This window comes from Micromonospora sp. R311, from assembly GCF_056780015.1.
Genome location: NZ_JBSWCE010000011.1, coordinates 39,827 through 65,690 on the forward strand (window position 1 = coordinate 39,827; position 25,864 = coordinate 65,690).

A 25,864-nucleotide genomic window follows, 5' to 3' on the forward strand; every position below is an offset into this window, starting at 1 on the left:
AGGCGCTCACGCCGGCACCTCCGTACGCTGGCCGGCGGTCGGGACGCCGGTTCCGGTGGTGGCGGAATCGAGTGGCGCGGCGAGTGGCGCTGGACGGTCCGGTTGCCGGGCCGGTGGCCTCGCCCCGGTGGCTGTCGTGGCGAGGCGGGAGAAGCGACGGGTGACGACCCAGGCACCGGCGAGGGCGAAGGCGAGCGCCGCAGCGACCAGGGCGAGCGCCATCGACGCGGCGATCGGTGGCGTCGGATCAGGCCCGAGCAGCGTCGGTGCCTGGTGCAGGGTGCGCCACCAGAACACAGAGAAGTGCACCAGCGGCAGCATGGCGAAGGCGAGCACGCCGAGTACGGCGGCACGGCGCGCCGCCCGATCCCGATCGATGGTCAGCTCACGGACGGCGAGGTAGCCGATGTAGACGAGCAGGAGCGCCGCCGCTGAGACGAGTCGGGCGTCCCAGGTCCACCAGACGCCCCAGGTCACCCGGCCCCAGATGCTACCCAACGCCACGGCCAGCGCCATCATGCCGACGCCGAGCTCGGCGCAGGCCACCGCCCAGTGGTCCCAGCGCCGCCGCCCGGTCCGCAGGTACGCCAGGCTCGCCACCAGGACGCCGACGAAGGCGAGGTACGCCGTCCAGGCTGCGGGAACGTGGACGTACATCAACCTCTGCGACTCCCCCTGCACGGCGTCCGGGGGTGCGACACCCGCCAGGACGGTGGCGGTCGCAGCCGCGCCGGCCGCGCCAAGGCCGACAGCGCGGTGTAGGTCAACCATGGCACTCCCTCTCCCCCACCGGACGCATCGAGTCCAGAATGGCGTAAAAAAAGCCCATAGGGCGGCATTTAGCCGAATAGCTCACCAAGGACACGAAAGGCATCGCTGCCGCCGACCGGGCCGGGTCAGCGCAGCGCACCCGGCTCAGCTGCAGTCCCAGAAGACGAGGGGGTTGACCGCGAGCAGGACCAGCCCGAGCAGGAAGATCGCCGCGAGGCCGATCCCCGCGACCCCGGCGAACCGGCCCACTTCCGCCCGGGTCTCCGAGCCGGCATCCGGGCGGCGACCGCGAGGGCTGCGCCACCAGAGCCGGAACGCCACCCACCCGGCGGCGAGGGGCACCACGGCCAGCACGACAGTGAGTGCGAGGATCGAGACCGGCACGATCACGCCCACTCCCCGCCCACTGTTGCGCGGCAAGCAGCTGAAGTCGGCCACGACGTAGCTCACCGCCAGCGCGATCAGCCAGGCCAGCGCCGGTCCGAGCAGGACGAAGGCGATGGCCCACGCGTCGCGTCGTTCCTGCCGCACGGGCACCTCCTAACCGACCAGCGGGATGGACAGGGAGCCCCAGGCCAGCGCCCACCAGACCGCGGTGAGTGACCAGTAGCCGGCAGCCACCTGGAGGAGCAACCGGAGGCGCCCCGGCGGCCCGCCCGCCACCGCCCGCAGGTACGCGAGCCCCGTCGCCACCAGCGCGACCACCACCAGCGCCGCCTGGAACACCAGCACGAGGAGCACCATCGAGTCGTAGGCGTGCCGGGAGGGGGCCGGCGGCGCGGCGGCGTACGTCCCGACCGTCAGCACGCCTGCCGCCGCACCGGCCACCGTCACGACCGTCAGCACTGCCAGTGCCGTCCGGCGGCGGATCTGGGCGCGCGTGCCCAGCCAGAGAGCACCGCCGGCGGCCAGGACGAGGGCCGCGAGCAGGCCGGCCGGCAGCACCGCCGCGGGCCGCTGCGTCTGCGCCGCCGACCAGGCCGTGGCGTTGACCTGGAGGAAGTGGTAGGAGGCCAGGATGGTGCCACCGGCGGTGGCGAGCACGGCGATCGTGGCCATCGCCCCCCACCAGCCGATCGCGCGTACGCCGTGCACGTCCACCGGCAGGCCGCCGACACTGACCCCGGCCCGTTCCGGCCACCGCTCGGTCTCGTTGCGGCGCAACCAGCCGGCAACGCCGACGGTGACGACCACCAGGGCGGCCACGGCGAGCGGGTACGCCTGGGCGATCAACGCGGCGGCGGTCGCCGCCAGCCCCAGCGCCGGGACGAGAGGCCAGCGTGTGGGGCTCGGCAGGTGCACGGCGGCCTCCGGCTCGGCGAGCAGGACGCTCGTCGTCGGGCTGGCCCGGAAGTCCGCCGGAGCCCGGTCGAACGCACGGGTCCGCTCGTCCCGATCGGGCCGGTCACCCTCCGGCTGCCAGAGCGGATGGCGGCTGCCGACCACCGGGATCCGGGCGAAGTTCTCCGACGGCGGCGGCGAAGGAACGGCCCACTCCAGGCCGTCGCCCGCCCAGGTGTCGGGGCCCGCGGGCGCGCCGCGAAGCCAGGTGACGGCAAGGTCGACGACGAACACCAGCACCCCGGCCGCCAGCACGAACGCGCCCACGGTCGACAGCAGGTTGAAACCACCGATGCCCAGGTCCGGGTCGTAGGTGTAGACCCGCCGGACCATGCCCCACATCCCGGTCAGATGCATCGTGAAAAACGTCAGGTGGAACCCGACGAACACCAGTGCGAAGGCGACCACGCCCGCCCGGTCGTGCAACTGCCGCCCGGTCATCTTGGGCAGCCAGTGATAGAGAGCGGCGAAGAGCGGGAACACCACGCCGCCGATCAGCACGTAGTGGAAGTGGGCCACCACGAAGTAGGTGTCGTGGACCTGCTGGTCGAACGGCACGGACGCGACCATCACACCGGTGATGCCGCCGGCGACGAAGGTCACGATGAACCCGACGACGAACAGCATCGCCACGGTGAACCGTGGCCGGCCCAGCCAGATCGTCGCCACCCAGGCCAGAACCTGAATCCCGCTGGCGATCGCGATCGTCATGCTCGCGGCGGTGAAGAAGCTCATGGTCAGGGGCGGTAGCCCGGTGGTGAACATGTGGTGGACCCAGAGGCCGAGACTGAGGACCGCCGTCAGCACGAACGCCAGCACCACGAACGGGTAGCCGATCAGCCGCTGGCGGGCGTGCACCTGCACCACCTGCGACACAATTCCGGCCGCGGGCAGGAACATGATGTAGACCTCCGGATGGCCGAAGATCCAGAAGAGGTGCTGCCACAACAGCGGGCTGCCGTCGTTCTCGGCCACGAAGAACGTGGCGCCGAGCAGCCGGTCGAACTCCAGCATCCCGGTCGCGACGAGCAGCGGCGTGAACGCGAGGATGATCAGCCCGGACGCCGTCAGCATCGCCCAGGCGAACAGCGGCATCCGGGCCAGCGACATGCCGGGTGCCCGCATCCGCAGCGTCAGCACCAGGATCTCCACGGCGGCCCCGATGCCAGACACCTCGACCAGTGCCAGCCCCCACAGCCAGAAGTCCATGCCTGGGCCGGGCGAGTAGGGGTCGCTGCTCAGCGGCACGTACGCGAACCATCCCGCATCCGGTACGGCTGCCGCCGCGAAGCTGCTGTACAGCAGCACGCCGCCGAACAGGTAGCACCAGTAGTTGAACGCGTTGAACCGGGGAAATGGCTGGTCTCGGGCGCCGAGCTGGACCGGTAGCAGGTAGTTGGCCAGGCCCTCGATGAACGGCACCACGAACAGGAACATCATCGTGGTGCCGTGCATGGTGAACAGGTCGTTGTAGGTCTGCGCGTCGAGGAAGCGGTTCTCCGGGCGGGCGAGCTGGACGCGCATCAACAGCGCCTCGACTCCTCCGACGAGGAAGAACAGGCCCGCCGTGACCATGAACCGGCTGCCCACCGGTTTGTGGCTGACGAGCGACAGGCTTCCCCAGATTCCGCGCGGGTTGCGCCACAGATTGACGAAGTCGGCCCGGCCGTCGGTGGCGGCGCCGGGGACGCCCTGGGTGAGGGACAACGGTGGCTCCTACGAGAGGGACTCGAGGTAGGCGAGCAGTGCCTGGAGGTCGTCGGGCGGCAGGTCGCTGCTCGGCATCCGCGCTCCGGGCTTGACCTGCTGCGGGTCGACGATCCAGCCGCCCAGGTGCCCCTTGGTGTTGGGAATGATGCCGGCGGCGAGCGTGTCGCGGCTGGCCAGGTGGGTCAGGTCGGGCCCGATCGCACTGACCGCGGCGGTGCCGCGGATGGTGTGGCAGTACACGCAGGACGCGGAGAGGAACACCTGCCGGCCACGCGCGGCCAGCTCGTCGGCCGGCTCCACGGCTGGCTCGCCCTGCGCGGCGAGCCACTCCTGGAACCTCGGCTCGTGTTCCACCACGACCCGGAACCGCATCTTGGCGTGCTGCAGGCCGCAGAACTCGGCGCACTGCCCCTCGTAGACGCCCGGTTTGTCGGTGTTGATCCACAGCGTGTTCGACCGGCCCGGGACCAGGTCGATCTTTCCGGCGAGTGCCGGCACCCAGAAGCTGTGGATGACGTCGGCCGTGGTCAGTTCGAGCCGTACCGGCCGGCCGGCCGGCACGTGCACCTCGTTGGCCGTGACCACGTCGCGCTCCGGGTACCGCACCTCCCACCACCACTGGTGCCCGATCACCTGCACGACCGTGGCCTCCGACTCCGCGGCGTGGTCGGTCTGCCGCATGACGTCGACGGTCACCCCGGTGACCAGGACGAGCACGATGCTCGGCAGCACAATTCCGCCCCAGACGAGGGGGGTGTTCTCCCAGCGTCGCCTGGCCAGCGGGTCCTGCCGGCCGCGTCGGTAGAGTGCGTACAGCGTCGCGGCGGTCACCAGCGCCCAGATGACGGCGCCGAGCCAGAACATCAACCACCACAGACCGGCGGCACGGCTGGCGTCGGTGCCCACCGGGGACAGCATCGACCGGTCGGGGCCGCACGCTGCGAGCGCGAGTGCGGCCACCGCGAGCACCAGGCCCAGACGGACCGCACGGCTGCCCGCGGTCACCGCCGCAGCGCCCATCGTCGCCGACGGGCACGACAACCCACCGGATCCATCGAGATCACCACCATCCTCGCACTCCCGTTCCCACCGTTCGCCCCGACCAGCGACCGCAGCCGGGACCCGAACGGTGCCGTCACGGCCCCGGAAGCTCCGCGCCGTCTCGTCGGACGGCCTCAGTCAACCCGGGCCCCCGCACGTCCGTCCCGGCGGCGCCGCCGACGCCCGACCACGAGCAGAGCGACCAAGCCGACCATCCCCACCAGACCGTCCAGCCAGCCCCGATGCTTGGACGCCGCCGCCCCTACGGCGGGGGGTACGGGCACCTCCTCGAGGCGCACCTCCGGGTATGCGGAGGCGGCAGCGACGACCGCGGACCGTCGGTCGGGGAACGACTCGGTGCTGATCAGACTCACGGCGCCGCGCCGCTCCACGTACCGCCACCGCCACCCCTCCCCGGCACGTTGCCACAGCTCCACGCAGGCATCGTCGGGCACGTCCCCTGGCCGGCTCGGAACGCCCGACCGGGGCGCCGAACGGGCGGACGACCGTACGTCGGACCAGCTCAACGAGCCGAGCTTCGAGCTCGGCCGGTCCCGCAGCGCCCGGGCGATCCAGTACGCCGCCCCGCCCGTCACCCACGGCAGGGTCAGCAGCAGGATCCGCAGGACCGACGTGACTCCCGTGACCGGCACATCCAGCACGAGCGCGATGACGTCGTTGGACCCGGCCGCCGTCAGCACGCCCACAACCGTCAGCGCGGCCACGCCGACGCCGACGCGTACCGGATGGTCGCGTGGTCGGTCGAGCAGATACCGCGGCACCCGGTCGCGGCTCAGCCGTGCCTCCAGGAACGGCCACGCGTACAGCCCGAGAAGCGCCACGACGAGTGCGGCACCCGGCAGGAACTGCGACGGCACCAGGTACCCGAAGATCCGGAACTCCATCGGCGGGGACAGTCGGAGGATCCCGTCAGCCCACGCGAGGTACCAGTCGGCCGCGGCCGGCGTGGTGGCCTGGGCCGGGTCGTACGGGCCGTAGATCCAGATCGGATTGATCTGCACCAGCCCGCCCAAGGCGAAGGCGATGCCCGCCACGTAACCGAACAGGGCGATCGTCCGGGCAGCGTAGCCCGGCCACAGGCGTGAGCCGACCACGTTGTGCTCGGTGTGGCCGGGGCCGGGAAACTGGGTGTGCCGCTGCCGAACCAGGATCGCCATGTGCAGGGAGATGAGGCCGATCAGCGCCGCTGGCATCAGCAGCACGTGCGCGACGAAGAATCGCGGCACCAGGAGATCACTGGGATATTCGCCGCCGAAGAGCAGGAAGGCCAACCACACGCCGATCACCGGGACCGACTCGACGACCGAGTAGACGATCCGCAGGCCGGTGCCGGAGAGCAGGTCTTCGGACATCGAGTAGCCGATGAAGCTGGTGAGCAGAACCAGCGCGAGCAGGGTCACGCCCACCAGCCAGTTGATGTCCCGAGGGCGGCGGAAGGCCCCGGTGAAGAAGATCCGCAGCAGGTGTGCGGCGATCGCCGCCACGAAGATCAGCGCAGCCCAGTGATGCGTCTGCCGCATGAGCAGCCCAGCCGGTACGTCGAAACTGAGCGCCACGGTCGAGGCGAAGGCCGACGGCACCCGCGCGCCATCCAGCGGGGCGTAGTTACCCCGGTATGTCGTCTCGGCGCTGCTGGGAACGAAGAAGAGGGTGAGGAACACACCCGTGAGCACGAGCACCGCGAACGAGTACAGGGCGATCTCGCCGAGCATGAACGACCAGTGGTCCGGGAACACCTTGGTCAGCGCCTTACGTGCCACGGGCCGGACACCGAGACGCGAATCCAGCGCGTGGACCAGCCGGTGGACGATCACGGTCGGCTCCAGTATCCCGGGCCCGGAGGCGAGCTGAGCCCGCCTGCGGCGCTTAGGTAGCCATCGGCATCGACCACGAGCGGCAACGACGGCAACGGACGCGCGGCCGGCCCACTGACCGGTCGAGCGCCGGCCCGTAGGTCGAAGGCCGACTGGTGGCACGGGCAGAACACCCGGCCGACGTCCGGCTCGTACTGTCCCACCGGGCATCCGGCATGGGTACACAGCAGGGAGTACGCCACCAGCCCGCCGTAGCCGGATGGCGGGGCAGCGAGAGCCGCCGGGTCGAGCCGGACGACGAACACCGGCGCTCCAGGCGCATCCGGGTGGTCCTGCGGATAGGCGATGACGATGCTGTCGGGACCCACGTCGTCCGGCCGTACCGGTGCGTTGCGGGTGTCCAGTAACCGACGCCCGGCTCGCCACGGGGTGGCCCGCAACTCTTCGGCGGGTCCGCTGAGGCGGGGACCCACCAGCGAACGGAGTGGAAACAACGCGGCGAGGCCCAGGGCGCCAACGGCGACGATGAGCAGGCGGCGCAGCCCGGGGTGCGGCGCCGGGGACTCCTCGTGGACCACCGGGACGGGCAACATCGGCGACTGCGTCGCCAGTTCGGGTTTCGCCTCGACGTACCCGCCGGAGGGCAGGAGCCGGCGGGCCCAGACCGCCAGCCCGTGGGCAAGCGAGACGAGCGCCAGGCCGAGCGTGCCGCCCAGCCACTGCGTCCCGGCGTCCATGACGTACGCCGCGGCGAAGCCGGCCGCTGCCACGGCGGCGACCCCGAACAGTACGGCCACCGGCCCGGTACCCCGGCCAGCGCTCATCGCCGTCCGCCCTGGGGCTCGCGCCGGGCCAGCCAGCGGGCCAGCAGCACGAAGAGCAGCGCCGCGGCGACGAGCCCGACGGCGCCCTCGTACAGCGGGCCGATCCGACCCAGAGCCAGCCCACCGGGATCGACGTCCTCCCGCTTGTTCTGCAGCACCTCCACGTAGGCGACGAGTGCGTTCAGTTCCCGGTCGTTGAGCAGGGACTCGGGATACGCCGGCATCGCACCGGGGCCGACCCGGATCGCTTCCGCGACCTGGACGGCTGTCGCCTGGAACAGAGCCGGCGCGTTCCGGCCGCCCGAGAGAGTCCCGCCCGCCCCGGTAGCCGAGTGGCACGTCGCACAGTTGGCCAGGTACAACGCCGGGCCGATGGAGACGTCACCGGGCTCCACCGTTGGGATCGGTGGTCCGGCACCGAAGCCGGCGACATAACGTACGAGAGCGTCGACTTCCTCGGGGCTGTAGACCGGGTCCGATCGGCGGTCCGCATCACGCGGGGACGGCGGGGGCATCCGGCCCGTGCTCACCTGGAAGTCTACCGACGCCGCACCGGCCTCGGCGATCGCCGGTCCCTGCGGGGTGCCCCTTCCCCGCTGCCCGTGGCAGCCGGCGCAGTCCCGGTAGTACAGCAACGCACCGCGGTCCGCGTCCTGCGGTGCCGGCCCGGCCGCCGCCGGCGATGGCGCCGCCGGCGGAACCACCGCCGATGCTGTCGGAACCGCCGGAGGCAGGGCCAGCAGGCAGGCGGCGACCGCAGCGAGCTGGCCGACCCGCACTGCGTGCCGGAGCGGCGACCTGTCCCACGCGGTGGCCGGCACCTGGGCCTCCTTCAAGTCCGGCATGAGAAGAAAGGTCATTTGAGGGTGAACAGGTAAGCCGTGAGATCCAGAGCGTCGGCCTCCGTGACACCCAGGTTCGGCATCGCCGTACCCGGGTCCACCTCCTGCGGGTTCCTGATCCATCGCTGCATGTTGATGGCATTGTTGGCGAGCCGCCCAGCGAGGTAGGAGCGGTCCCCGATCCCGGAAAGCGGCGGGCCCACCTGGCCGTCAGCACCGGCCACCCCTGGCACGGCGTGACAGGTCCCGCAGCCGTAGTACTCGATCAGTCGGACGCCGCGCTCGACGTCGCCCTCGACAACCTCGGGCGGCGGCGCGGGTGGCACGGTGGAGCATCCACCCGCCCCGAGGACGAGCGTCGCCGCCAGAGCCAGCGCCAGTCGTCGGTTCACCTCCACACCACCTAAGGCTGTTTCGATCTTGGTACGACCCGGGTGCACAGGCTCGGTTCGGTCCCGGCTCAGTACGAGAGAGCCTGGATATGGATAGACGTGATAAAGCGGATAATTGGAACTATCGTATAGGCGAGGGCATTGCACCGCAGGCGAAGCACCAGACTTCCCCGGGACCCTGCCGACAGCGCTGCCTGGGCCTGGACCACTTCGAGGGCCGATCGTGGATCGGCTGGCACCGCCATGTCGCCCTCGTCACCGCCGCGCACCTGTTCATCACCACGCTGCGGCGTGACCCATTAGCGGCTGCGCCGGCCCGACCCTCTACAAGGTCATCGGCCAGATCCAACTCCTCCTCGCCACCTGGACCGACGCATGCCCCACCTGCCGACGCAAGATCAGAACTATCCGGGCGGAAACGACGATCACGACCTAACAAAGCACCGGGACCGGCCGGCACCGGGCAGGTGGACAAGGTCCCGCGTTCGTCGACCAGCCGGACGGTGATGCCCGGCCAGGGTGGCCTTGGTCCGTCAGTATCTGTAGGAGCCGGCCGATCTGCCACTGCCGCAGCCGCAGGTTGTGCCGCCGCCCCGCCGGCAGGTCGGGCACACCCCGCGGGTCACCCACATGCAGCACACCGACTCGCTGGCGGACAGCCCAGGACACCACGGTGGCGGCGGCTTCGTGCTGCGCCTGGCGCACGCGCCGCCGGTGCCGACCGTCGACCGCCCGGGCGCGGCGGCGGTACTGTCGCCACCGCCGCGACCCTTTCCCGCCCGGATTCGGTGCCCGGCCGGCCACGGCGCGGCGGCGGGCTTTCGTGTCGGCCAGGTGCATGCGGTGCTCGGCGCGGGTCGCCCGCCCAGACACCAGCAACCCTTCCCCGTCAGGACCAGCCACCGCGTACGGGTGAATGATCCCCAGATCCACCCCGGCCACCCGGTCCGGCTCCGGCTCTTCACTGGGCGGGTAGGTCGTGACCGGGACTTCCGCGCTGACGTCGAGGACCAGGTCGCGGCCGTCGCAGAGCAGGGTGATCGACCGGACCTGCTCGGGCCGGTACGGGCAGATCCCGGGCCCGCCGCACCCACAACGGCGCGCTGCCTTTGGCCGTCGGGATCCGCACCCGACGACCAACGACGGTGAACGTGCCGTGATACCAGCGCACCGGCACCAACCCACGCCGCCGGCGCGGGAACCGCACCAACGCGTCACCCGCCGCGCGGCGTTTCGCCGCCGCGAACCACGCCTCGGAGAACCGGCGCAGCACCGACCGGGCACCGGTCGAGTCCAACTCGCCGAACGTGCCCGGCCCGGCCGCCGCCAACTGCCGGCACAACTCCTGATAGCCGGCCAGCCGCACCGCCACCCGAGCCGTGCGGTACACCACCCGCGGCGCGGCCGGATCCCGACGATGAGGCATGAACCGAAGCCAACACCACCCATACGACAATTCCCAGCAGCCGCCAACCCGGCGAACGTTAGTGGACACCGCACTAGCCGCCAGATCTCCAGAGTCAGGATCAGCGGCAGCCCGAAGAACGGTCCGCCGCGAACGCCCTGGCCACACCACACGCCGTCTCACCGGACCCTGCCCGCCTCCAGCAGCCGCTCATAGGCCCGCCGCCACGACCATGGCGCGGGTCAGCCACCGGAGGTGAAAAGGCTGTAGAGTGCTCCGAACACCGCGCCGTAGACAACATGAGCGATCAAGAACCCGGGCATCGTTGCGGCTCCGTAGTTCCTGCCGAAGGCCCCGGGAGGTGCAATCCGGACCTCAGCCCGCCCGCCAGATCCCGTTCCCATGCGCGGGTGGACCCGGGGCAGCATCCCGAGCGCCGCACCGGCGAGCAGTCCATGGCTGATCCCGATGAGCCCACCGACCCACCACCCATCGATATGGGCAACGTTCCACCACGTAAACAAGCCGGCGTAGATCGAACCGATGATCAGCCCGCTAAAGACGATCAGATGCATGACGAGACCCAGGACCACCGCCGCCTCGCGCCGAGCGGTGAGCATCGTGCCCTCGATGAGTAAGATGTCCATCGGCGTCAGCCCTGCGCGGCGCATCGTGGCCATTATGATGCTCATGCCCGCACCGCCGACCATGCCGGCCACCAGCGCTGGCAGAAACTCGAACCCCATGACCCTCCATCCTCTGCCGGCCAGCCCGCCTACCCGTTTCTAGTCTCGGCAATCACCGCCGTCAGGTCGTCAGCTACCGACTGACGAGCCCGCGGGCATGGCGTCACGCCGGGTGCGCCGGGATGGTGGCTCTCGGTCAGGTTGGAAATTCCATCGCCGCCGGCGGCGGGCTGCTGACCACACCCCTGATCGTGGGCCGGCGGCGGCACCGCGGACGGCAAGCGGCTGCATGACGGGCCGCTGCCGAACACCGAGGCTGGGCTGCGGCAGCTGTTCGACACACTCGCCAGCCACGGCCGGCCCTGGTGGTGGTCGACCAGCCCGCCTCGATCGGCGCCCTGCCGGTCGCGGTCGCCAGGGCGGCCGGGCATCAGGTGGCCTACCTGCCTGGGATGGTAGTGCGCCGCATCGGTGACTTGCATCCCGGCACGGAGAAGACTGACGCCCAGGACGCCTTCGTCATCGCCGATGCCGCCGGAACCCTGTCCCACACGATGCGGCGGGTCGACGTCGGCGACGAGGCTCTGGCCGAGTTGGAAGTCCTGGTCGGCTTCGACGACGACCTCGCCGGAGAAGTCACCCGCGTGTCCAACCGGATCCGTGGCCTGCTCACCCAGATCCGCCCCGCCCTGGAACGCGTCCTCGGTCCAAAGTGCAGCACCGTACCGTGCTGGAGCTGTTGTCACGCTGCGGCGCCCGACCGAGCTGCGCAAGGCCGGCCGCCGAAAGCTCGTCCCGATCGCCACCGTTCACGCCCCACGCAACCCCACCGTCCCCGCTTGACGAAACCCATCGGGACACCCCCGGCGTGTCCGGCGCATTGGCGAGTCATCGAGCGGGCCAACGGTCAGCCGTAGCGACAAGATCAGCATAACCCTCGCTCGATGACCCGGGCGACTACCTCCCGCACGCTCGGGTAAGCCGCCGGATCTGGATCGGAGGAGGCAGGGTGGGGACACCGTCGGTTTCGTGTTCCAGTCGTTCGGGACCCTTCGTCAATTGGTCCGGCAGCCTGCGCTTCGCGCCGGCGGAGGTCGCCGAGCCTGCCGACGAGGACGAGGTGCGCGCCATCGTGCAGTATGCGCGGGAGTCGGGTACGACGATCCGGCCGGTCGGGTCCGGACACTCGTCGAGCCCGCTGGTGCGGACGGACGGGATCCTGGTGAGCCTGGACCGGCTGTCCGGGGTGATCCCTGACGACGGGAGCCTAGCCACCGCCTGGGCCGGCACCGAGCTCAAGGCGCTCGGGGAGGGCCTGTACGACGCCGGCCTGGCTATGGACAACCTCGGCGACGTCGACTACCAGTCGATCGCCGGCGCGACCGCGACCGGCACCCACGGCACCGGGCTCGGCTTCGGCAACCTCAGCACCCAAGTGGTCGGCGTGCGGCTGATCACCGGGGCCGGGGAGACGCTGGACATCCGGCCGGATCGCACCGCCGACCTGTTGCCCGCCGCCCGGCTGTCCCTCGGAGCCTTGGGAATCGTTACCCAGGTGACTCTGGACGTGCAGCCCCACTACGAACTGCGCCGCCGGTCCTGGTGCGCCCACGTGGACTGGACTCTGGACCACCTCGCCGAACTGCAGCACGCCAACCGGAACATGGACTTCTACTGGTATCCGCGCAGCGACCAGACGCAGGTGCGGGTGATGAACCGCGCCGACGAGATGCCCGACGACCGCACCTGGCACGAGTCCCGGGCGGCGAGATCCGCACCATGGGAGGAGCCGCGCAAGCTGCACTCCGGGCCCACCCACCGCACCATTCCGCGGCACCGGGAGCTGCGCTTCGAGGAGATCGAGTACATGCTGCCGTCGGAGGCGTTTCCGGCCTGCTTCGCGCAGGTGCGGCGGCGGATCCGGGAGCGGCACCGGCGGGACGTCGGCTGGCGGGTGCTGGTGCGCACCATCGCCGCCGACGACATCTGGCTCAGCAACGCCTACGGCCGGCCGACCACCACCATCGCCTGCCTGCAGAACACCTCCCTGCCGTACGAGGAGTACTTCCGCGACATGGAGGGGATCTTCCGGCAGTACGGCGGCCGGCCGCACTGGGGCAAGAAACACTGGCTGACCGCCCGGGAACTGCGCCCGCTCTACCCCCACTGGGACGACTTCCAGGCGGTGCGGAGGCGGTTGGACCCGGACGGGGTGTTCCTCAGCCCGGACCTCGCCCGCCTGCTGGAGGAGGGGTGACGGCCGAGATCGGCGCCCGGACCTGGGTGGTGCCGGGCGGGCGAGTCCCGTTCCCCGGCCACGGCCGGGAACCGGAGTTCACCGGCTTCGACCAGCTCTGCGTCCTCAACGCCACCGACCGGGACACCGAGCTAACCGTCGACTTCTACTACGAGGACACGGATCCGGTCGGGCCGTACCGGATCCTGGTCGGCGCGCGGCGGATCCGGCACGTCCGAGTCAACGACTTCATCGACCCCGAGGCGGTCCGCCTGGACCGGCCGTACGGGTGCGTACTGCGCTCGGAGGTGCCGGTGGTCGTGCAGTTCCTCCGCCAGGATACCCGCCTGCCGGGTCTAGTGGCGTTGACCGGCACCATCGCCTACCCGGCATGACGGCGTTCGGCGGGTATCAGTCCGGGTAACCACTGCCATGCCGCACGCCGGGGAGGACAGCGAGTGGTTCCCGGTGAGCCGGCTGCGGACCCGGCTCGCCGGCAGCGGCCGGGAGAGTGTACGGCGGCTGCGGACCTATCTGATCGTCGGCGTCCAGGCCGGGCTCGCGGCGGCGATCGCCTGGTTGATCGCCCACGAGCTGCTCGGCACCGAGGAACCGACCTTCGCCCCGGCCGCCGCCGTCGCGGTGATCGCCGCATCCCTGGGCAACCGGGCCCGGCGGAGCGCCGAGCTGCTCCTCGGCGTCGGTCTCGGCATCGCGGCCGGTGACCTGCTCATCGCCCTGCTCGGCACCGGGGCATGGCAGACCGGGCTGATCGTCTTCCTGGCGGTCACCGGCGCGGCCGCGGTCCGGGGCACCAGCTTCCTGATGACCCAGGCCGGCGCTACCGCGGTGCTGGTGGCGACGCTCACCCCGGGCAACCCCGACCTGGAGCTGCCACGCACGATCAACGCCCTGGTCGGCGGCCTGGTCGGGCTCCTCGTGATGCTGGTTCTCGCACCGCTGAACCCGCTGCGCACCGTACGCCGGGTCGCCGACCCCGTCCTCGACCTGTTCGCCCGTCAGATGACCGCCTGCGCGGATGCGCTCGCCTGCGGCGACGCCCGGCGGACGGAGGAGGTGCTGGACCGGATGCGTGCCGCGGACCCGAAGCTGCGCCAGCTCACCCAGGCGGTGACCGCCGCCGACGAGGTGACCCGGTTCTCGCCGCTGCGGTGGCGCCGCCGCCGGGCCCTGCGCGCCTACCGGCACGGGGTCGAGCACATCGAGCGGGCGTTCCGGAACAGCCGCACCCTGGTCCGCCGAGCCGGCGCCGCCTTGCGGGAGGACGAACCGGTGCCGCCGGACCTACCCGCGGCGATCGAGCACTACGGGCAGGCGGTGCGGCTGCTGCACCGGGAGTTCCTGGCCGGGGAGAATCCGGTCCAGGCCCGGGACCGGGCGCTGTGGGCGGTGCGCCGCGCCGGGGAGGCGTACCGGCGGGAGATCGGCTTCTCCGGCACGATCGTCGTGTCACAGCTGCGAACGGTCGCCAACGACCTGCTCCGGGCGACCGGGGTGTCGCGCAGCGAGGCCCGCCGGATGGTCCGCCGCGCCGCCGGCCACTGAGCCGGCGCGGCAGGGAGGATACCGCCGGTGGGTGCGACCCGCTGTGGACAACCTGCGAATCGATCCTGTCGATACACACCGGACGGGCCGTCCGGACCATTCATGCTCGGTGCAGTGCCAGGCGACGCGAAGTGGGGCGAGCATGCGGGTCGGAATGGCGGTGGTCGTGGTGACCGGAGCCGCCAGTGGGATCGGCCGCTCCACCGCACTGGCGTTCGCGCGCTCCCGCGCCTCGCTGGTGGGTGACCGCACGGCGCGCGACACGTTGCGCGAACTGGTCGCCGACTGCCAGAGCAAGGGTATCCGGGCGCTGGCGGTGCCGGCGGACGTCACCGATCCGGACGCGGTGCAGGCGGTCGCCGACCGGGCGGTAGAGGAGTTCGGGCGCATCGACGTGTGGGTCAACAACGGGCGGTCACGTACTTCAGCCCGTTCCTCGACGTGCCGCTCGACGAGTTCCGTCGGGTAGTCGACGTCAACATCATGGGCTACGTGCACGGCGCCCGGGCCGCCCTGCCGCAGATACGCGCGGAGGGCAGGGGTGTCCTGATCGATCGTCGGGGCGGTCCCGCAGCCATACCCGTCGGCGTACTCGATGTCGAAGGCAGCCATCCGGGCCATGAGCGTGAGCCTCCGCTCGGTGCGGCGGCTCGACGGCCTACGCGGAGTGAAGGTGTGAACCGTGCTGCCGGGTGCCATCGACACGCTCTTCTTCCGGCACGCGGCCAACTACACCGGCCGGGAGGTGGTGCCGATGCCGCCGGTGTATCCGCCGCAACCGGTGGCCCGGGCCATCCTGAACCTGGTCCGGCTACCGCGGCGGGAGATCGTCGTCGGAGCCGTGCCGTGCATGATCTTCCTTCAGGCGAAGACTCCCTGGGGCTCACGCAGCGGAGGATGGCCGTGCAGGTGGACAAGACGCACCTGTCCCGGGAACGTCCCTTCCCTACCTTCGGCGACAACCTGCACGAACCCTCGCCCGAGAACCGGGACCGCCGGGTCGAGGGCGGGTGGAACAGCCGGCGCCGCAGCGCCCAACGGAAGACGGTCGCTGCCGGCCTCCCGTCGGCCGCGTTGCTGGTCGCCCGGCAGCGCAGGCAACACCGACCGGCGGCCGGATCGCTCGTCGCCCGGCTACTGCACCGATGATGCTCTGGGACGACCCGGAGGTCATCCCGGCGGCCGGCACGCGGGTACACGCCGCACTGGCCAGCCCACCGGATCGCCCCACCGTCGTCTGTGTCCACGGCCAGGGTCTGTCGCACCGGTACCTCTTCCTGGTTGCAAAGGGCGCTGCGGTCGTCCGCCCACATGGTCGCCGTCGACCTGCCCGGCTTCGGCCTCACCCGCGGCGCCCGGTAGGTGCTGCTCGCCGAGGGCCGCTTCCCGCAGGACGTCCTGACCGAGCTGCTGGCCCGGAACCGGGTCGGGAAGTGCGGCAGGTCGGCATGGTCGACCGTCACACGCCTTCATCGGCTCCCGTACGCCGGACTGGGCCGGGCACCGCACCGCGCCGCGCGGTGCAGGGTAACCGTCTGGTGGGCCCGGAGACCCTGGCGGAGGTCCTCGGGGTGTTTGAGAACAGCCGTGAACTCGACCTGGCGGAGCGGCTCGTGCTGGCCATCGAGGCCGGTTAGGAGAGCGGCGGTGACCGACAGAGTGCATGGTCGGGGGACCGTCACGGTGATCCGTGATCAGCCGTGTCCGCTCTGGGATCTACTGGTCGATGACGCTGCGCACCCGGCACGCGGCTGCGCTGGCTCTACGGCGCTTTCAGGAGCAGTTGCTGCCGATTCCAGCAGCTGCTCACCCCGGACAACCCGATGGGCGAGGCGGCCCGGCAGACGCTCGGCTGATCGGCGGGGGGCGTCTAACGAACAGGGGGAATGCTCCGCACGCCCGGCGCGAATCGGGGAGTGATCACGGCTGGACTGGTGGCGGATCCTCCTCCGGCACCGGTCCGGGAGCATCCCGCTGTTCGGCCCGATGCCGCAACAGGACGGTGCCGGCGCGGTGAAGTACGGCCAGGATCGGCACCGCGATGACGGCTCCGGCGATACCCGCGGTCAGCGTGCCGGCGGTGACGGCGAGGAGTACCGGGGCGGGGTGCAGTTTCAGGGCCCGGCCGACGATCAGTGGCTCCAGCAGGTTGCCTTCGAGTTGTTGAACGGCGATGACGGCAGCGAGGACGAGCAGGGCGTCGGTGGGGCCGTTGGCGACGAGGGCGACGAGGACGGCGGCGGCGCCGGCGACGGTGGCGCCGACGATCGGCACGAACCCGCCGAGGAAGGTCAGCAGCGCCAGCGGGAGGACGAGCGGCACACCGATCACCACCAGAGCAATGCCAATGCCGATGGCGTCGACCGCCGCCACCAACACCTGGCCGCCGATGTAGCGGCTGACGGCCCACCAGCCTGCCCGCCCGGCCTCGTCGACCGTGTGGCGCAGCCGGTCGGGGAACAGTCGCAGCAGCCAACCCCACATTCGGGACCCGTCCCGGAGGAGGAAGAAGAGCAGGACGAGAGCCAGCAGCGCCGCGCCCACCGCCTCCAGGGTGGTGGACGCGGTGGCGGCGGGATCGACATCCGCGGAGGCCTCGGCGAGGCGCTGCTGCAACGCCTCGACGGCGGAAATCGAGTTGCGCCTCACCGATCGGCAGTGGACCGGTGACGATCGCCTGACGGATCTCGCCCAGGCCATTCGACAGCGTGTCGCCGAGGTCGTCGAATTGGTTGGCGATCTGGTTCGTCACCAGGACGCCGGCGAGCGTGAGCATACCCAGCAGAGTGAGCACGCCACCGAGCGCGGCCAGGGTGTCCGGTACCCGGAGCCGCCGCAGAAGCCCGCTGACCGGGCTGAGCAGCGCGGCGAGCAGCAACGTGACGGCCACGGCCAGGGACAACGGGGCCACGGCGAGCAGGAGTTGGCCGATCAGGTAGGCGACGGCGGCCAGCACCATCAGGCACAGCCCGTACAGCGCCGCGACACGGAGCATCCAGGGCAGCGCTTCCCACGGACTCCCGGGCTGGGGTCGCGCTCGGGCCTTCGACATTTCCGGGCTCCCCGGCCCAGACGTTCAGGAACCGTGGGCGGCGCCGACGCCGCGAGGGTCCATCCCGGGCTGCGGCGCGTTCCGGCTCGACAGCGCCAGCGGGACCAGTGACAGCACGACGGCGATGATGGCCACCAGCCAGGTTCCGGCGTCGATCCCCTCCCTGGACTCTCCTATCAGGCTGACCCCATTCGTGTTGACACCGAAGCCACCCGATAGGCGATTGACGGGACCGACCGGCAGGCTCAGTTATATCCCGAACAGCGACCGGAAACAGGTGAGTTCCCCCGCTTTGATGGAGGGCTTTGAGGTGTCCGACGCCGCGTTCGACCATCGCGCTGGCCCTGGGCGACGCCGGCACCGCGATTGCTCTCGCCCGCAAGGTGCCCCGAGACATGCCGAACCTGCCCGCCGTCACCCTCCGTCACGCCGTGTGATCATCGTCAACGGGGAACACTGACTCTACGATGGTCGCGATCCCGGCCACTGGCCTCTGTTCGTGCATCGTAATCACATCGCCGGGCACCAGACGTCGCCACCGTTGCGGGCTCAGCGGAGCCAGGCGGACCACCGCTCTCCCGCCGGGCTGGAGATCCGGCCGCGCCTCGACCCAGAGCCGCGCGACGTACAGGTCGGGGTCGCCCGCCGCCGTCACATCGCCGATGTCCCACAGCGGACGGAGGCGCCCCTCGCCGGGAATGGGAATCCGCCTGCCGCCGGCGACGCCCGGATCGACAAGCTGAAGGTCGGCGCGAACCACCCCGTGAACAGATTCAAAGCGACGCCAGTGACACCATCGCTCGGTCCGGGAAAGCCACATCATCCGGGCAGCCTCCGCGAGCAGATCCCAGAAGGCGATCTCGGAGCTATACGCGTCGCCAAGTTCCACGAGGATGTCCAGCGCGACTTCCCACTCATCATGGTCGAGGTACTCGTTCGCATCGGCCACCGTCGTGCCGGCCTCACCCGTCGCGACCCCGGGCACGTGACAGGCAGCTCGACGAAGAAGCTCAGGGACATCCACGGCATAGATCTTCCCGCATGAATCCACAGGACGCCGCGCCCAAGAAAGGGCCGAAGCCAAGATCGGCCATGGGGAACCCCATGGCCGGAGCCACGCCTCGGCCAGCACCCCGGCTGCCGGTCGCGCGCCACCCCACAGGTTGGGTAGCTTGTGTCCACGGTCACGACACCGCGTCCATGGCTTGCCGGAGCCGTCCAACCGCTCCCGAGCACCCAGCGAGCACCCGGCCACCGGCGGGGACACGTAAAAGGCCCCGACCCAGCGTGAAACGCCAGGTCAGGGCCTTGATTGCTGGTGCGCCGCCAGGGACTCGAACCCCGAACCCGCGGATTAAGAGTCCGCTGCTCTGCCAGTTGAGCTAGCGGCGCTCGCTGGCAACGGGGAGAACATTAGCACGGCCCCCGAGACGGGTTCCAATCCGATCCCCGGCTCCACCCTTCGGTCGAGCTTAAGCCGCGAAAGCGACAAACACCCCCGGCGCAGGGTCGCCGGGACCAGCGGATCGGCGCCCATGCGGCACGATGTCCGCCAGGTACGCGAGAACAGAGGTGGGGATGGGCAGGTTCGCGCGGGCCGGGGCGATGGTGGGTGCCCTGAGCCTGGTGGCGTCGCTGGCTCTGACGGGCTGCGGCGACGACCCGAAGAAGGCCGAGTTCGTCAACGGCGCGGCGCCGAGCGCGACCGCGGGCTCCTCGACCGACCCGTCGGCGCCGCCGGCGGCCCCGACCGGCCCGGCGCTGGCTCTCAGCCCGGCCGACGGAGCGAAGAACCGGCCGGTCAGCTCGGAGATCAGCGCCCGGCTGCCCGACGGCGGCAAGGTGTCCGGCGTCACGCTGACCACCGCGGACGGCAAGCAGGTGGAGGGCCGGCTGCGCACCGACGGCTCGTCCTGGGTGCCCTCGGCCCCGCTGAAGTGGGGCACCCAGTACACCGCCACCGTCACCGCGACCGGGGCCGACGGCCAGACCAGCCAGGGCACCAGCACGTTCACCACGATGACCAAGCCCAGGTCGATGATCAGCTCCGGGCTCTACCTCTTCGACGACAAGACGTACGGCGTGGCGATGCCGGTGGTCGTCGAGTTCCACCCGGGCATCCCGAAGAAGGACCGGGCCGCGGTGCAGAAGCGGATGTTCGTCCGCACCGACCCGCCGCAGCCGGGCGCGTGGCACTGGGTCGACAACGGCACCCAGGCCTACTACCGGGCGCCGGAGTACTGGAAGCCGGGCACCACGCTCACCGTCCGGATCGCGCTGGCCGGGATCCCGCTGAGCAACGGGCGCTACGGCAACGTCGACCGCAAGGCCACCGCCAAGATCGGCCGGGCGTTCGAGATGAAGGTCGACAACGCCGACAAGCAGATGCGGGTGTACGAGGACGGCAACCTGGTCCGCACCCTGCCGGTCAGCCTCGGCAAGCGGAAGACCCCCTCCTCCAGCGGCACCATGGTGGTGATGGAGAAGAAGGAGTCGACCGTCTTCGACACCCGCGACGATCCCGACCCGGCGAACCGCTACGTCACCGAGATCGACTTCGCGCAGCGGCTCACGTGGGGCGGCGAGTACATCCACGCCGCACCCTGGTCGGAGCACGTGCAGGGTCGGCAGAACGTCTCGCACGGCTGCGTCAACGTGTCCATGACCAACGCCCGGTGGCTGTTCGGCAAGACCAAGATCGGTGACCCGATCACCATCAAGGGCACCGAGCGGCGGCTGGCGCCCGGCAACGGGTGGACGGCATGGAGCCTCAGCTGGTCGGAGTTCGTCAAGGGCAGCGCCCTGCCGGTGCCCGACGGCGGCGCCGGGCCGGCGCTCTGAACGCCGCCCGCGACCGGTCGGGACTGGAAGTGGTCGTATCGAATGTCGGAATTTTCCAATTTCGGGCATGATGGTCAGGGTGTTTCAGGGCACCCCCGGCAACGGGTATCCCTCCCCGTGCGTCAGTTGAGAGACGATGGGCAACCGGGGACCACGACTGTGAGGGAATCATGCGAGCTGTCCAGGACCAGCTGAAGCGCCACGGTGGGCGACGCCGCGGGCTAGCGGCGGCCGTGCTCGCCGCGGCGCTCGCGCTGACCGCGGGCTGCACCGGCGGTGGCGGCGACAAGCCGTCGGGGTGGCAGGCCGGCAGCCAGAGCGCCGCGCCGAAGGCCGCCGCCACCATCACCGAACCGCAGGCCGACGCCAAGGACGTGCCCGCCTCCACCGGCATCACCTTCACCACGAAGGACGCCGAGGAAACCACCGTCGAACTCAAGGACTCGACCGGCAAGGCCGTCGAGGGCGAGCTCGCCGCGGACGGCAAGAGCTGGCTGCCGGCCGGGGCGCTGGAGTACGGCGAGACCTACACCGCCACCGTCACCGCCACCGGCGACGACGGGCGGCCGGCCACCGCGACCAGCACCTTCACCACCATGGAGAAGCCGGACAAGCAGGTCCGGGTGAGCAGCTTCCTCGGCGACGGCCAGGTGGTCGGCGTGGGCATGCCACTGATCGTCAAGTTCAGCCGGGCCGTACCGGAGGACTACCGCGACGACGTCCAGCGCCGGATGACGGTGACATCCACCCCGGCGCAGGAGGGCATCTGGCACTGGGTCAGCCCGACCGAGATCCGCTACCGGCCCAAGGAGTTCTGGAAGGCCGGCAGCACCGTCTCCTACCGGGTCCAGGCCGGCGGCCTGCCGATGGGCGACGGCTGGTACGGCCGCGCCGACCTGACCGTCGACATCAAGATCGGCCCCTCGCTGATCATGACGGTGGACAACAGGACCAAGCGGATGACCGTCCGGAAGAACGGCGCGGTGGTCAAGACCATCCCGGTCAGCCTCGGCAAGAAGAGCACCCCGTCGTCCAGCGGCACCATGGTGGTGATCGAGAAGCTCCGCAAGACGGTCTTCGACACCTTCGAGGAGCTCGGCCCCGAGGAGGGCTACCGGACGAAGATCGACTACGCCCAGCGGCTCACCTGGGGTGGCGAGTTCATCCACGCCGCGCCCTGGTCGGAGGGGCAGCAGGGCCGGGTGAACGTCTCGCACGGCTGCGTGAACGTGTCGATGGCCAACGGGGCGTGGCTGTTCGCCAACACCCGGATCGGTGACCCGATCACCGTCAAGGGCACCGAGCGGAGACTGCAGAACGGCAACGGCTGGACGGACTGGAACATGAGCTGGGACCAGTACGTGCAGGGCAGCGCCCTGCCGTACGAGCCCTCCGCCGAGCCCGACCCGGACGCGTCGGCGGATCCGGACCTCACGCCGAGCGCCGGCCCCACGGCCTGAGGCCGGCGCCCCGGACGGCCCGAGCCGGAAACGACGGAAGCCCCCTCTGCGGAGGGGGCTTCCGTTCACCGGGTGACTGATGGGAATTGAACCCACGACAACCGGGACCACAACCCGGTGCTCTGCCAACTGAGCTACAGCCACCATGCCGTCCACCCGGTCGATCGCCCCGGGCGGGTGCGGACCAATCATAGCCTCACCCCGGCCCGCCGCGTCCAGCGGGTTCCGACCGAGGGCGGGCGGCCCGGTTCAGAGCTCGGCGGCGATCGCCTTGGCGCTCTCCACGTCCGGGCCGGGCAGCGGGACGAAGATGGTGCGCCGGTAGTACTCCAGCTCCCGGATGCTCTCCCGGATGTCGGCCAGCGCCCGGTGCGCGAGGCCCTTCTGCGGCTGCCCGAAGTACACCCGGGGGTACCAGCGCCGGCAGAGTTCCTTGATCGAGGAGACGTCGATCATCCGGTAGTGCAGGTGGGCGTCGAGACGCGGCATGTCCCGGGTGATGAAGCCACGGTCGGTGGCGATCGAGTTGCCGCACAGCGGGGCGGTACGCGGTTCCTTGACGTGGCGGGTGACGTAGTCGAGGACCATGTCCTCGGCCTCGGCCAGGGTCACCGCGGAGCGGCGGACCTCCTCGGTCAGCCCCGACTTGCCGTGCATCGTCGCGACGATCTCCGGCATCGCCTCCAGCGCCGCCTCGTCGGCGTGGATCACCACGTCGACACCGTCGCCGAGCACGTTGAGGTCGGGGTCGGTGACGAGCGCGGCGACCTCGATCAGCTTGTCCCTGCCGAGGTCCAATCCGGTCATCTCACAGTCGATCCAGACGAGAAGATCAGCCACCGGGACAGCCTACGCGCCGCCCACGACCCGCGGCTGCGCGCTCCCGGCGGAGCGGACCGCGAGCGCCGTTCTCGCCGACGGGGCCGCTCTCGCCGGCATCACCGTTCGGTTGGTCGACGAACGCGGCACGCCCTCGACCTGCCCCGCCTGCCAACGGCGGGGTGCCGAAACCTCGTGGGCGGACCCTGTCCTGCCCGCACTGCGCATTTTCCGGACACCGCGACCTGGTCGCGGCCGCCCGGCGTCGCCACCCGCATCCCGGGCGGCGGACCCGCCGCCCGGACAGCCGTCGTGCCGCCGGAGGTGGTCACGCACCGTCGAGCTGGCCGGCACCGGCCCGGCGCCGGCCGGTCCCGACGTGACCCCCGCCGCCCGCCCGGCACGGCGCGGGGATCAGTTGGCCTGCGCAGGCCCGTCCCACCACCCGGTGGGGAGTCGCTCACCCTGCACGGCGAGGATCCACAACACGCCCACCGGACACCTGGTGAATGTCAGTGGACACCGCACTAGGGTTTCTGCGTGCCAGCCGAATCTGTCGCGCCGCCCGCCGTCACCGACGACGACACCGGTGGCCGTACGGTTCGTCGGCTCCTCGCCGTGCTGGCGCTGGCCGCCGTGCTGCCGGCGCTCTACCTGCCGGGCCTGGTGCACGACTTCTTCGACCTGAAGATCTACATGCGGGCGATGGAGTGGTGGGCGGCCGGCAACCCGCTCTACGACTACGTCCAGCCGGACCGGGTGCAGGGTGAGCTCTACTTCACCTATCCGCCGTTCAGCGCCCTGCTGCTGCTGCCGTTCGCGGCGCTGCCGCTGGGCGCCACCGTGGCGATCTTCACGGTGCTCACCGGGCTCGCCGTGGTGGTCACCACCCGGTGGCTGGTCACGCCCGTGATCGACCGGCACCACCTGCCCCGACTGTTCACCCTCGTGGCGGCGGTGCTGCTGGTGCTCGCGGTGGAGAGCACCCGCGAGACGATCACCTTCGGTCAGATCAACATGCTGCTGGTCGTGCTGGTCCTGGCCGACCTGCTCTTCGCCGTACCGCAGGCGCGACGCTGGGCGGGGGTGGGGGTCGGGCTGGCGACGGCGCTCAAGCTCTTCCCCGGCATCTTCATCGTCTACCTGCTGGCGACCCGGCGGTGGCGGGCGGCGGTGGTGGCGAGCGCGACCGCGGCAGCCGCGACCCTGCTCGCCGCGGCCGTGGCCCCGCGGGACTCGTGGCGGTTCTGGACCCACGAACTCTGGGCCACCGACCGGGTCGGCCGCACCGACTACACCGGCAACCAGTCGCTGTTCGGGTTGCTGAGCCGGATCACCGCCCCGGAGCAGCCCGCCCGGCCGATCTGGTTGCTGCTGGTCGCGGTCGTCGCCGGGTACGGGCTGTGGCGGGCGGTGCGGGCGGCCCGCGCCGGGGACGCGCTCGCCGGACTGACCCTGACCGGCCTGGTCGGTGCGCTGGTCAGCCCGATCACCTGGACGCACCACATCTACTGGTTCATCCCGGCGGTGGTGGTGCTGGCGGACGCGGCGCTGCGCGCCGACCCGTCCACCGTGGCCGGGACCCGCCGCCGGAAGCTGTTCGCGGCGCTCGCCGTCGGCACCGCCGCCCTCATCGTGTACGGAGTGGTGACCTTCTACGACTGGGGCGTCGCCCCCGCCCGCACCGACTCGCCCGTGGAGTTCCTGGTGCGCAACACGTACGTGCTGCTCAGCCTGCTGCTGCTGGTCACGCTGCCGGCCCGGTCCCGGCCGGCCCGGGAGAAGTCACCGCAGGGTCGAGAAAAGCCGCATCAAATGGACGGACTTCCCGAGTAGCACCCTTCACCGCTAATCTGGTCTCAACTACCTCAGACGACTCTCGGGTAGCACCGATCCCCCGGTGAAGACGGCCCTCCGCGTCGGCAGCGCGGAGGGCCGTCGCCGTTCCGCACCGGGCGGGGTGGTCAGGTCGCGGCGGCGGGGTCGTCCGTCGCAGCGGCGGGGCGGAGCCGGCCGTCCACCGGGACCGGCCGGGCCGTCTCCTCCGGTCCGTTGGGCGGCCAGGCCAGCGTCAGGGTCACCCCGGGCGGGCGGGGCGTCTCCGCCGGATCCGGCCCGGTCAGGTCGGCCAGGCTGGCCGGCCGGCGGGCGGGCACCGGCCCGATGGCCGGCCGGGGCGCGCCGGAAGCGCCCACCGCCGCCAGTTGCCGCCCACCGACCAGGGACCGGTCGGTGTCCCGGGTCGGTTGGGCGCCCAGCCCGCTCAGCGAACTCACCCCGAGACGCCCGGCCAGCACCGGCACCTGGTCCGGCTCGACCACGAAGACCACCTCCCGGGGCCGGACCTGGCGCAGCAGGAGCAGCAGGGCCAGCGTCACCAGCAGCACCCCGCCCGCCAGCAGGCCGGCGGTGGCCGGGGCGGCCCAGCCGGAGCGCAGCTCGGCGCGCAGCTGCAGGGCCAGGTCGGGCCGGCCGTCGGGGTGCATCACCACCAGGCTCAGCCGCTGGCCGGCCAGTTCCCGCGGGCTCCACTCCAGCGCACCGATGCCCTCGCGTACCCAGAAGGGGCGGCCGACCGGGTCGGTGGCCGCGGCCGGCGCGGACCCGGCGGCCGGCGCGGGCGCGACGGGTCCGGCCTGCTCCAGCCGGACCGGCAGCGGGCCCCGGGCCAGCGCCACCCGGCGGACGGTGGCGTGCGGGACCGGGTCGAGCCAGCGCCGCACCTCGTCGGTGGGGGCCAGGCCGACGAAGGCCGGGCCGCCGGCGGTGCGCGCCTCCAGCCGGAGCCGGGCCGAACCGACCCGCGCGAACGGCGCCTCCGTGTGCAGCAGCGCGTCGACGTCGCGGACCACCACGGCGTGCCCGGCCGTCTGCACCGTCTCGAACCGGGCGGCGAACGCGCCGTCGGGTTCGGCGTGCCGGGCCAGCATCCAGAGCGCGCCACCGGCGAGCAGCGTCGGAATCCCGATGATCAGCAGCAGCGTTCCGGCCAGCGCCCGCACGACCCGCATCCGCTCCGTCCCCCTCCGTAGCCAGGTACCCG

The 25,864-nt window shown here is 71.2% G+C and carries 24 protein-coding genes, 2 tRNA genes and 2 pseudogenes; 12 read left to right on the forward strand and 16 right to left on the reverse strand.

Translation table 11 applies throughout. The features are described 5' to 3' along the window. Positions 1 to 6 precede the first annotated feature (6 nt). The 8 genes from ccsA to AC1WTP_RS11635 form a co-directional block, all read right to left on the reverse strand. The gene (ccsA, locus tag AC1WTP_RS11600; protein ID WP_481649229.1) at positions 7 to 771 is read right to left on the reverse strand and encodes a cytochrome c biogenesis protein CcsA; all 765 of its coding nucleotides are present in this window, start codon (positions 769 to 771) and stop codon (positions 7 to 9) included. 144 nt (positions 772 to 915) lie between these two features. Beyond that, positions 916 to 1,302: a hypothetical protein gene (locus AC1WTP_RS11605; RefSeq protein ID WP_481649230.1), complete on the reverse strand. Its 387-nt coding sequence runs from the start codon at positions 1,300 to 1,302 to the stop codon at positions 916 to 918. A gap of 9 nt (positions 1,303 to 1,311) precedes the next feature. Next, on the reverse strand, positions 1,312 to 3,819 hold the full coding sequence (gene ctaD / locus AC1WTP_RS11610; RefSeq protein WP_481649231.1) for a cytochrome c oxidase subunit I: 2,508 nt from the start codon (positions 3,817 to 3,819) through the stop codon (positions 1,312 to 1,314). A 9-nt stretch (positions 3,820 to 3,828) separates the two neighbouring features. After that, positions 3,829 to 4,827, reverse strand: coding sequence for a cytochrome c oxidase subunit II (coxB, locus tag AC1WTP_RS11615; RefSeq protein ID WP_481649232.1), 999 nt, complete (start codon positions 4,825 to 4,827; stop codon positions 3,829 to 3,831). Between the two features lie 170 nt (positions 4,828 to 4,997). Next, positions 4,998 to 6,698 (reverse strand): cytochrome bc1 complex cytochrome b subunit, encoded by a 1,701-nt coding sequence (qcrB, locus tag AC1WTP_RS11620; RefSeq protein ID WP_481649233.1) that lies wholly within the window; start codon positions 6,696 to 6,698, stop codon positions 4,998 to 5,000. After that, the gene (locus AC1WTP_RS11625) at positions 6,695 to 7,468 is read right to left on the reverse strand and encodes a QcrA and Rieske domain-containing protein (RefSeq protein WP_481649234.1); all 774 of its coding nucleotides are present in this window, start codon (positions 7,466 to 7,468) and stop codon (positions 6,695 to 6,697) included. The genes qcrB and AC1WTP_RS11625 overlap by 4 nt, the downstream gene beginning before the upstream one ends. Positions 7,469 to 7,518: 50 nt before the next feature. Continuing rightward, a complete protein-coding gene (locus tag AC1WTP_RS11630) occupies positions 7,519 to 8,382 on the reverse strand; it encodes a c-type cytochrome (protein WP_481649235.1) in 864 nt (287 codons plus the stop codon). Continuing rightward, positions 8,379 to 8,756, reverse strand: a complete 378-nt coding sequence (locus AC1WTP_RS11635) for a c-type cytochrome (RefSeq protein WP_481649236.1) — start codon at positions 8,754 to 8,756, stop codon at positions 8,379 to 8,381. Before AC1WTP_RS11635 ends, AC1WTP_RS11630 begins: the two co-directional genes overlap by 4 nt. A 194-nt stretch (positions 8,757 to 8,950) precedes the next feature. Here AC1WTP_RS11635 and AC1WTP_RS11640 point away from each other — a divergent pair. Further along, positions 8,951 to 9,109: pseudogene (locus tag AC1WTP_RS11640) on the forward strand (IS701 family transposase); the annotation flags it as partial. A gap of 79 nt (positions 9,110 to 9,188) precedes the next feature. On the opposite strand, the gene AC1WTP_RS11645 reads toward AC1WTP_RS11640, so the two are convergent. Continuing rightward, positions 9,189 to 10,205, reverse strand: coding sequence for a transposase (locus tag AC1WTP_RS11645; protein ID WP_481649237.1), 1,017 nt, complete (start codon positions 10,203 to 10,205; stop codon positions 9,189 to 9,191). 198 nt (positions 10,206 to 10,403) lie between these two features. Beyond that, positions 10,404 to 10,907: a hypothetical protein gene (locus AC1WTP_RS11650; RefSeq protein ID WP_481649238.1), complete on the reverse strand. Its 504-nt coding sequence runs from the start codon at positions 10,905 to 10,907 to the stop codon at positions 10,404 to 10,406. A 195-nt stretch (positions 10,908 to 11,102) separates the two neighbouring features. Here AC1WTP_RS11650 and AC1WTP_RS11655 point away from each other — a divergent pair. The 7 genes and pseudogenes from AC1WTP_RS11655 to AC1WTP_RS11685 all read left to right on the forward strand — a co-directional run. Then, positions 11,103 to 11,669 (forward strand): annotated as a pseudogene (locus AC1WTP_RS11655) (IS110 family transposase); the annotation flags it as partial. A gap of 187 nt (positions 11,670 to 11,856) precedes the next feature. Beyond that, the gene (locus AC1WTP_RS11660) at positions 11,857 to 13,104 is read left to right on the forward strand and encodes a D-arabinono-1,4-lactone oxidase (protein WP_481649239.1); all 1,248 of its coding nucleotides are present in this window, start codon (positions 11,857 to 11,859) and stop codon (positions 13,102 to 13,104) included. Beyond that, entirely contained in the window at positions 13,101 to 13,478 is a 378-nt protein-coding gene (locus tag AC1WTP_RS11665) for a sensory rhodopsin transducer (protein WP_481649240.1), read from the forward strand. Before AC1WTP_RS11660 ends, AC1WTP_RS11665 begins: the two co-directional genes overlap by 4 nt. Positions 13,479 to 13,515: 37 nt before the next feature. Beyond that, a complete protein-coding gene (locus AC1WTP_RS11670) occupies positions 13,516 to 14,649 on the forward strand; it encodes an FUSC family protein (RefSeq protein ID WP_481649241.1) in 1,134 nt (377 codons plus the stop codon). Between the two features lie 142 nt (positions 14,650 to 14,791). Continuing rightward, entirely contained in the window at positions 14,792 to 15,118 is a 327-nt protein-coding gene (locus AC1WTP_RS11675) for an SDR family NAD(P)-dependent oxidoreductase (protein WP_481649242.1), read from the forward strand. A 428-nt stretch (positions 15,119 to 15,546) separates the two neighbouring features. Next, complete coding sequence (locus AC1WTP_RS11680) at positions 15,547 to 15,798, forward strand: hypothetical protein (protein WP_481649243.1); 252 nt, start codon at positions 15,547 to 15,549, stop codon at positions 15,796 to 15,798. Then, positions 15,798 to 16,286 (forward strand): DUF1028 domain-containing protein, encoded by a 489-nt coding sequence (locus AC1WTP_RS11685; RefSeq protein ID WP_481649361.1) that lies wholly within the window; start codon positions 15,798 to 15,800, stop codon positions 16,284 to 16,286. The genes AC1WTP_RS11680 and AC1WTP_RS11685 overlap by 1 nt, the downstream gene beginning before the upstream one ends. Positions 16,287 to 16,569: 283 nt before the next feature. Here AC1WTP_RS11685 and AC1WTP_RS11690 read toward each other — a convergent pair whose 3' ends face one another. Next, the gene (locus tag AC1WTP_RS11690) at positions 16,570 to 17,298 is read right to left on the reverse strand and encodes an AI-2E family transporter (protein WP_481649244.1); all 729 of its coding nucleotides are present in this window, start codon (positions 17,296 to 17,298) and stop codon (positions 16,570 to 16,572) included. Between AC1WTP_RS11690 and AC1WTP_RS11695 the strand changes: the two genes are divergently transcribed. Further along, positions 17,288 to 17,812 (forward strand): hypothetical protein, encoded by a 525-nt coding sequence (locus AC1WTP_RS11695; protein WP_481649245.1) that lies wholly within the window; start codon positions 17,288 to 17,290, stop codon positions 17,810 to 17,812. The two genes, AC1WTP_RS11690 and AC1WTP_RS11695, sit on opposite strands and share 11 nt — an antisense overlap. Before the next feature lie 313 nt (positions 17,813 to 18,125). Here AC1WTP_RS11695 and AC1WTP_RS11700 read toward each other — a convergent pair whose 3' ends face one another. Next, the gene (locus tag AC1WTP_RS11700) at positions 18,126 to 18,725 is read right to left on the reverse strand and encodes a hypothetical protein (protein WP_481649246.1); all 600 of its coding nucleotides are present in this window, start codon (positions 18,723 to 18,725) and stop codon (positions 18,126 to 18,128) included. 292 nt (positions 18,726 to 19,017) lie between these two features. Then, positions 19,018 to 19,093, reverse strand: a tRNA-Lys gene (locus tag AC1WTP_RS11705). A 186-nt stretch (positions 19,094 to 19,279) separates the two neighbouring features. On the opposite strand from AC1WTP_RS11705, the gene AC1WTP_RS11710 reads away from it, so the two are divergent. Together AC1WTP_RS11710 and AC1WTP_RS11715 are read left to right on the forward strand one after the other, a co-directional pair. Next, positions 19,280 to 20,542 (forward strand): L,D-transpeptidase, encoded by a 1,263-nt coding sequence (locus tag AC1WTP_RS11710; RefSeq protein ID WP_481649247.1) that lies wholly within the window; start codon positions 19,280 to 19,282, stop codon positions 20,540 to 20,542. A gap of 170 nt (positions 20,543 to 20,712) precedes the next feature. Further along, the gene (locus tag AC1WTP_RS11715) at positions 20,713 to 22,002 is read left to right on the forward strand and encodes a L,D-transpeptidase (protein ID WP_481649248.1); all 1,290 of its coding nucleotides are present in this window, start codon (positions 20,713 to 20,715) and stop codon (positions 22,000 to 22,002) included. Positions 22,003 to 22,073: 71 nt separating this feature from the next. On the opposite strand, the gene AC1WTP_RS11720 is transcribed toward AC1WTP_RS11715, so the two are convergent. After that, positions 22,074 to 22,146: transfer RNA gene (locus tag AC1WTP_RS11720), tRNA-His, on the reverse strand. Positions 22,147 to 22,251: 105 nt separating this feature from the next. After that, positions 22,252 to 22,842: an oligoribonuclease gene (gene orn / locus AC1WTP_RS11725; RefSeq protein WP_481649249.1), complete on the reverse strand. Its 591-nt coding sequence runs from the start codon at positions 22,840 to 22,842 to the stop codon at positions 22,252 to 22,254. Positions 22,843 to 23,361: 519 nt separating this feature from the next. On the opposite strand from orn, the gene AC1WTP_RS11730 reads away from it, so the two are divergent. Further along, positions 23,362 to 24,657: a glycosyltransferase 87 family protein gene (locus tag AC1WTP_RS11730; protein WP_481649250.1), complete on the forward strand. Its 1,296-nt coding sequence runs from the start codon at positions 23,362 to 23,364 to the stop codon at positions 24,655 to 24,657. Between the two features lie 128 nt (positions 24,658 to 24,785). On the opposite strand, the gene AC1WTP_RS11735 is transcribed toward AC1WTP_RS11730, so the two are convergent. Then, positions 24,786 to 25,832, reverse strand: coding sequence for a hypothetical protein (locus tag AC1WTP_RS11735; RefSeq protein ID WP_481649251.1), 1,047 nt, complete (start codon positions 25,830 to 25,832; stop codon positions 24,786 to 24,788). Between the last annotated feature and the right edge of the window lie 32 nt (positions 25,833 to 25,864).

Bases quoted from the DNA above. Each gene is read 5' to 3' on its own strand.
- ccsA (WP_481649229.1), bottom strand. From the start codon at position 771: ATGGTTGACCTACACCGCGCTGTCGGCCTTGGCGCGGCCGGCGCGGCT.
- AC1WTP_RS11715 (WP_481649248.1), top strand. From the start codon at position 20,713: ATGCGAGCTGTCCAGGACCAGCTGAAGCGCCACGGTGGGCGACGCCGC.
- AC1WTP_RS11735 (WP_481649251.1), bottom strand. From the start codon at position 25,832: ATGCGGGTCGTGCGGGCGCTGGCCGGAACGCTGCTGCTGATCATCGGG.
- AC1WTP_RS11685 (WP_481649361.1), top strand. From the start codon at position 15,798: ATGCTCTGGGACGACCCGGAGGTCATCCCGGCGGCCGGCACGCGGGTA.
- AC1WTP_RS11645 (WP_481649237.1), bottom strand. From the start codon at position 10,205: ATGGGTGGTGTTGGCTTCGGTTCATGCCTCATCGTCGGGATCCGGCCG.
- AC1WTP_RS11710 (WP_481649247.1), top strand. From the start codon at position 19,280: ATGGGCAGGTTCGCGCGGGCCGGGGCGATGGTGGGTGCCCTGAGCCTG.
- AC1WTP_RS11675 (WP_481649242.1), top strand. From the start codon at position 14,792: ATGCGGGTCGGAATGGCGGTGGTCGTGGTGACCGGAGCCGCCAGTGGG.
- AC1WTP_RS11680 (WP_481649243.1), top strand. From the start codon at position 15,547: ATGGCCGTGCAGGTGGACAAGACGCACCTGTCCCGGGAACGTCCCTTC.
- AC1WTP_RS11650 (WP_481649238.1), bottom strand. From the start codon at position 10,907: ATGGGGTTCGAGTTTCTGCCAGCGCTGGTGGCCGGCATGGTCGGCGGT.
- AC1WTP_RS11630 (WP_481649235.1), bottom strand. From the start codon at position 8,382: ATGACCTTTCTTCTCATGCCGGACTTGAAGGAGGCCCAGGTGCCGGCC.
- AC1WTP_RS11670 (WP_481649241.1), top strand. From the start codon at position 13,516: ATGCCGCACGCCGGGGAGGACAGCGAGTGGTTCCCGGTGAGCCGGCTG.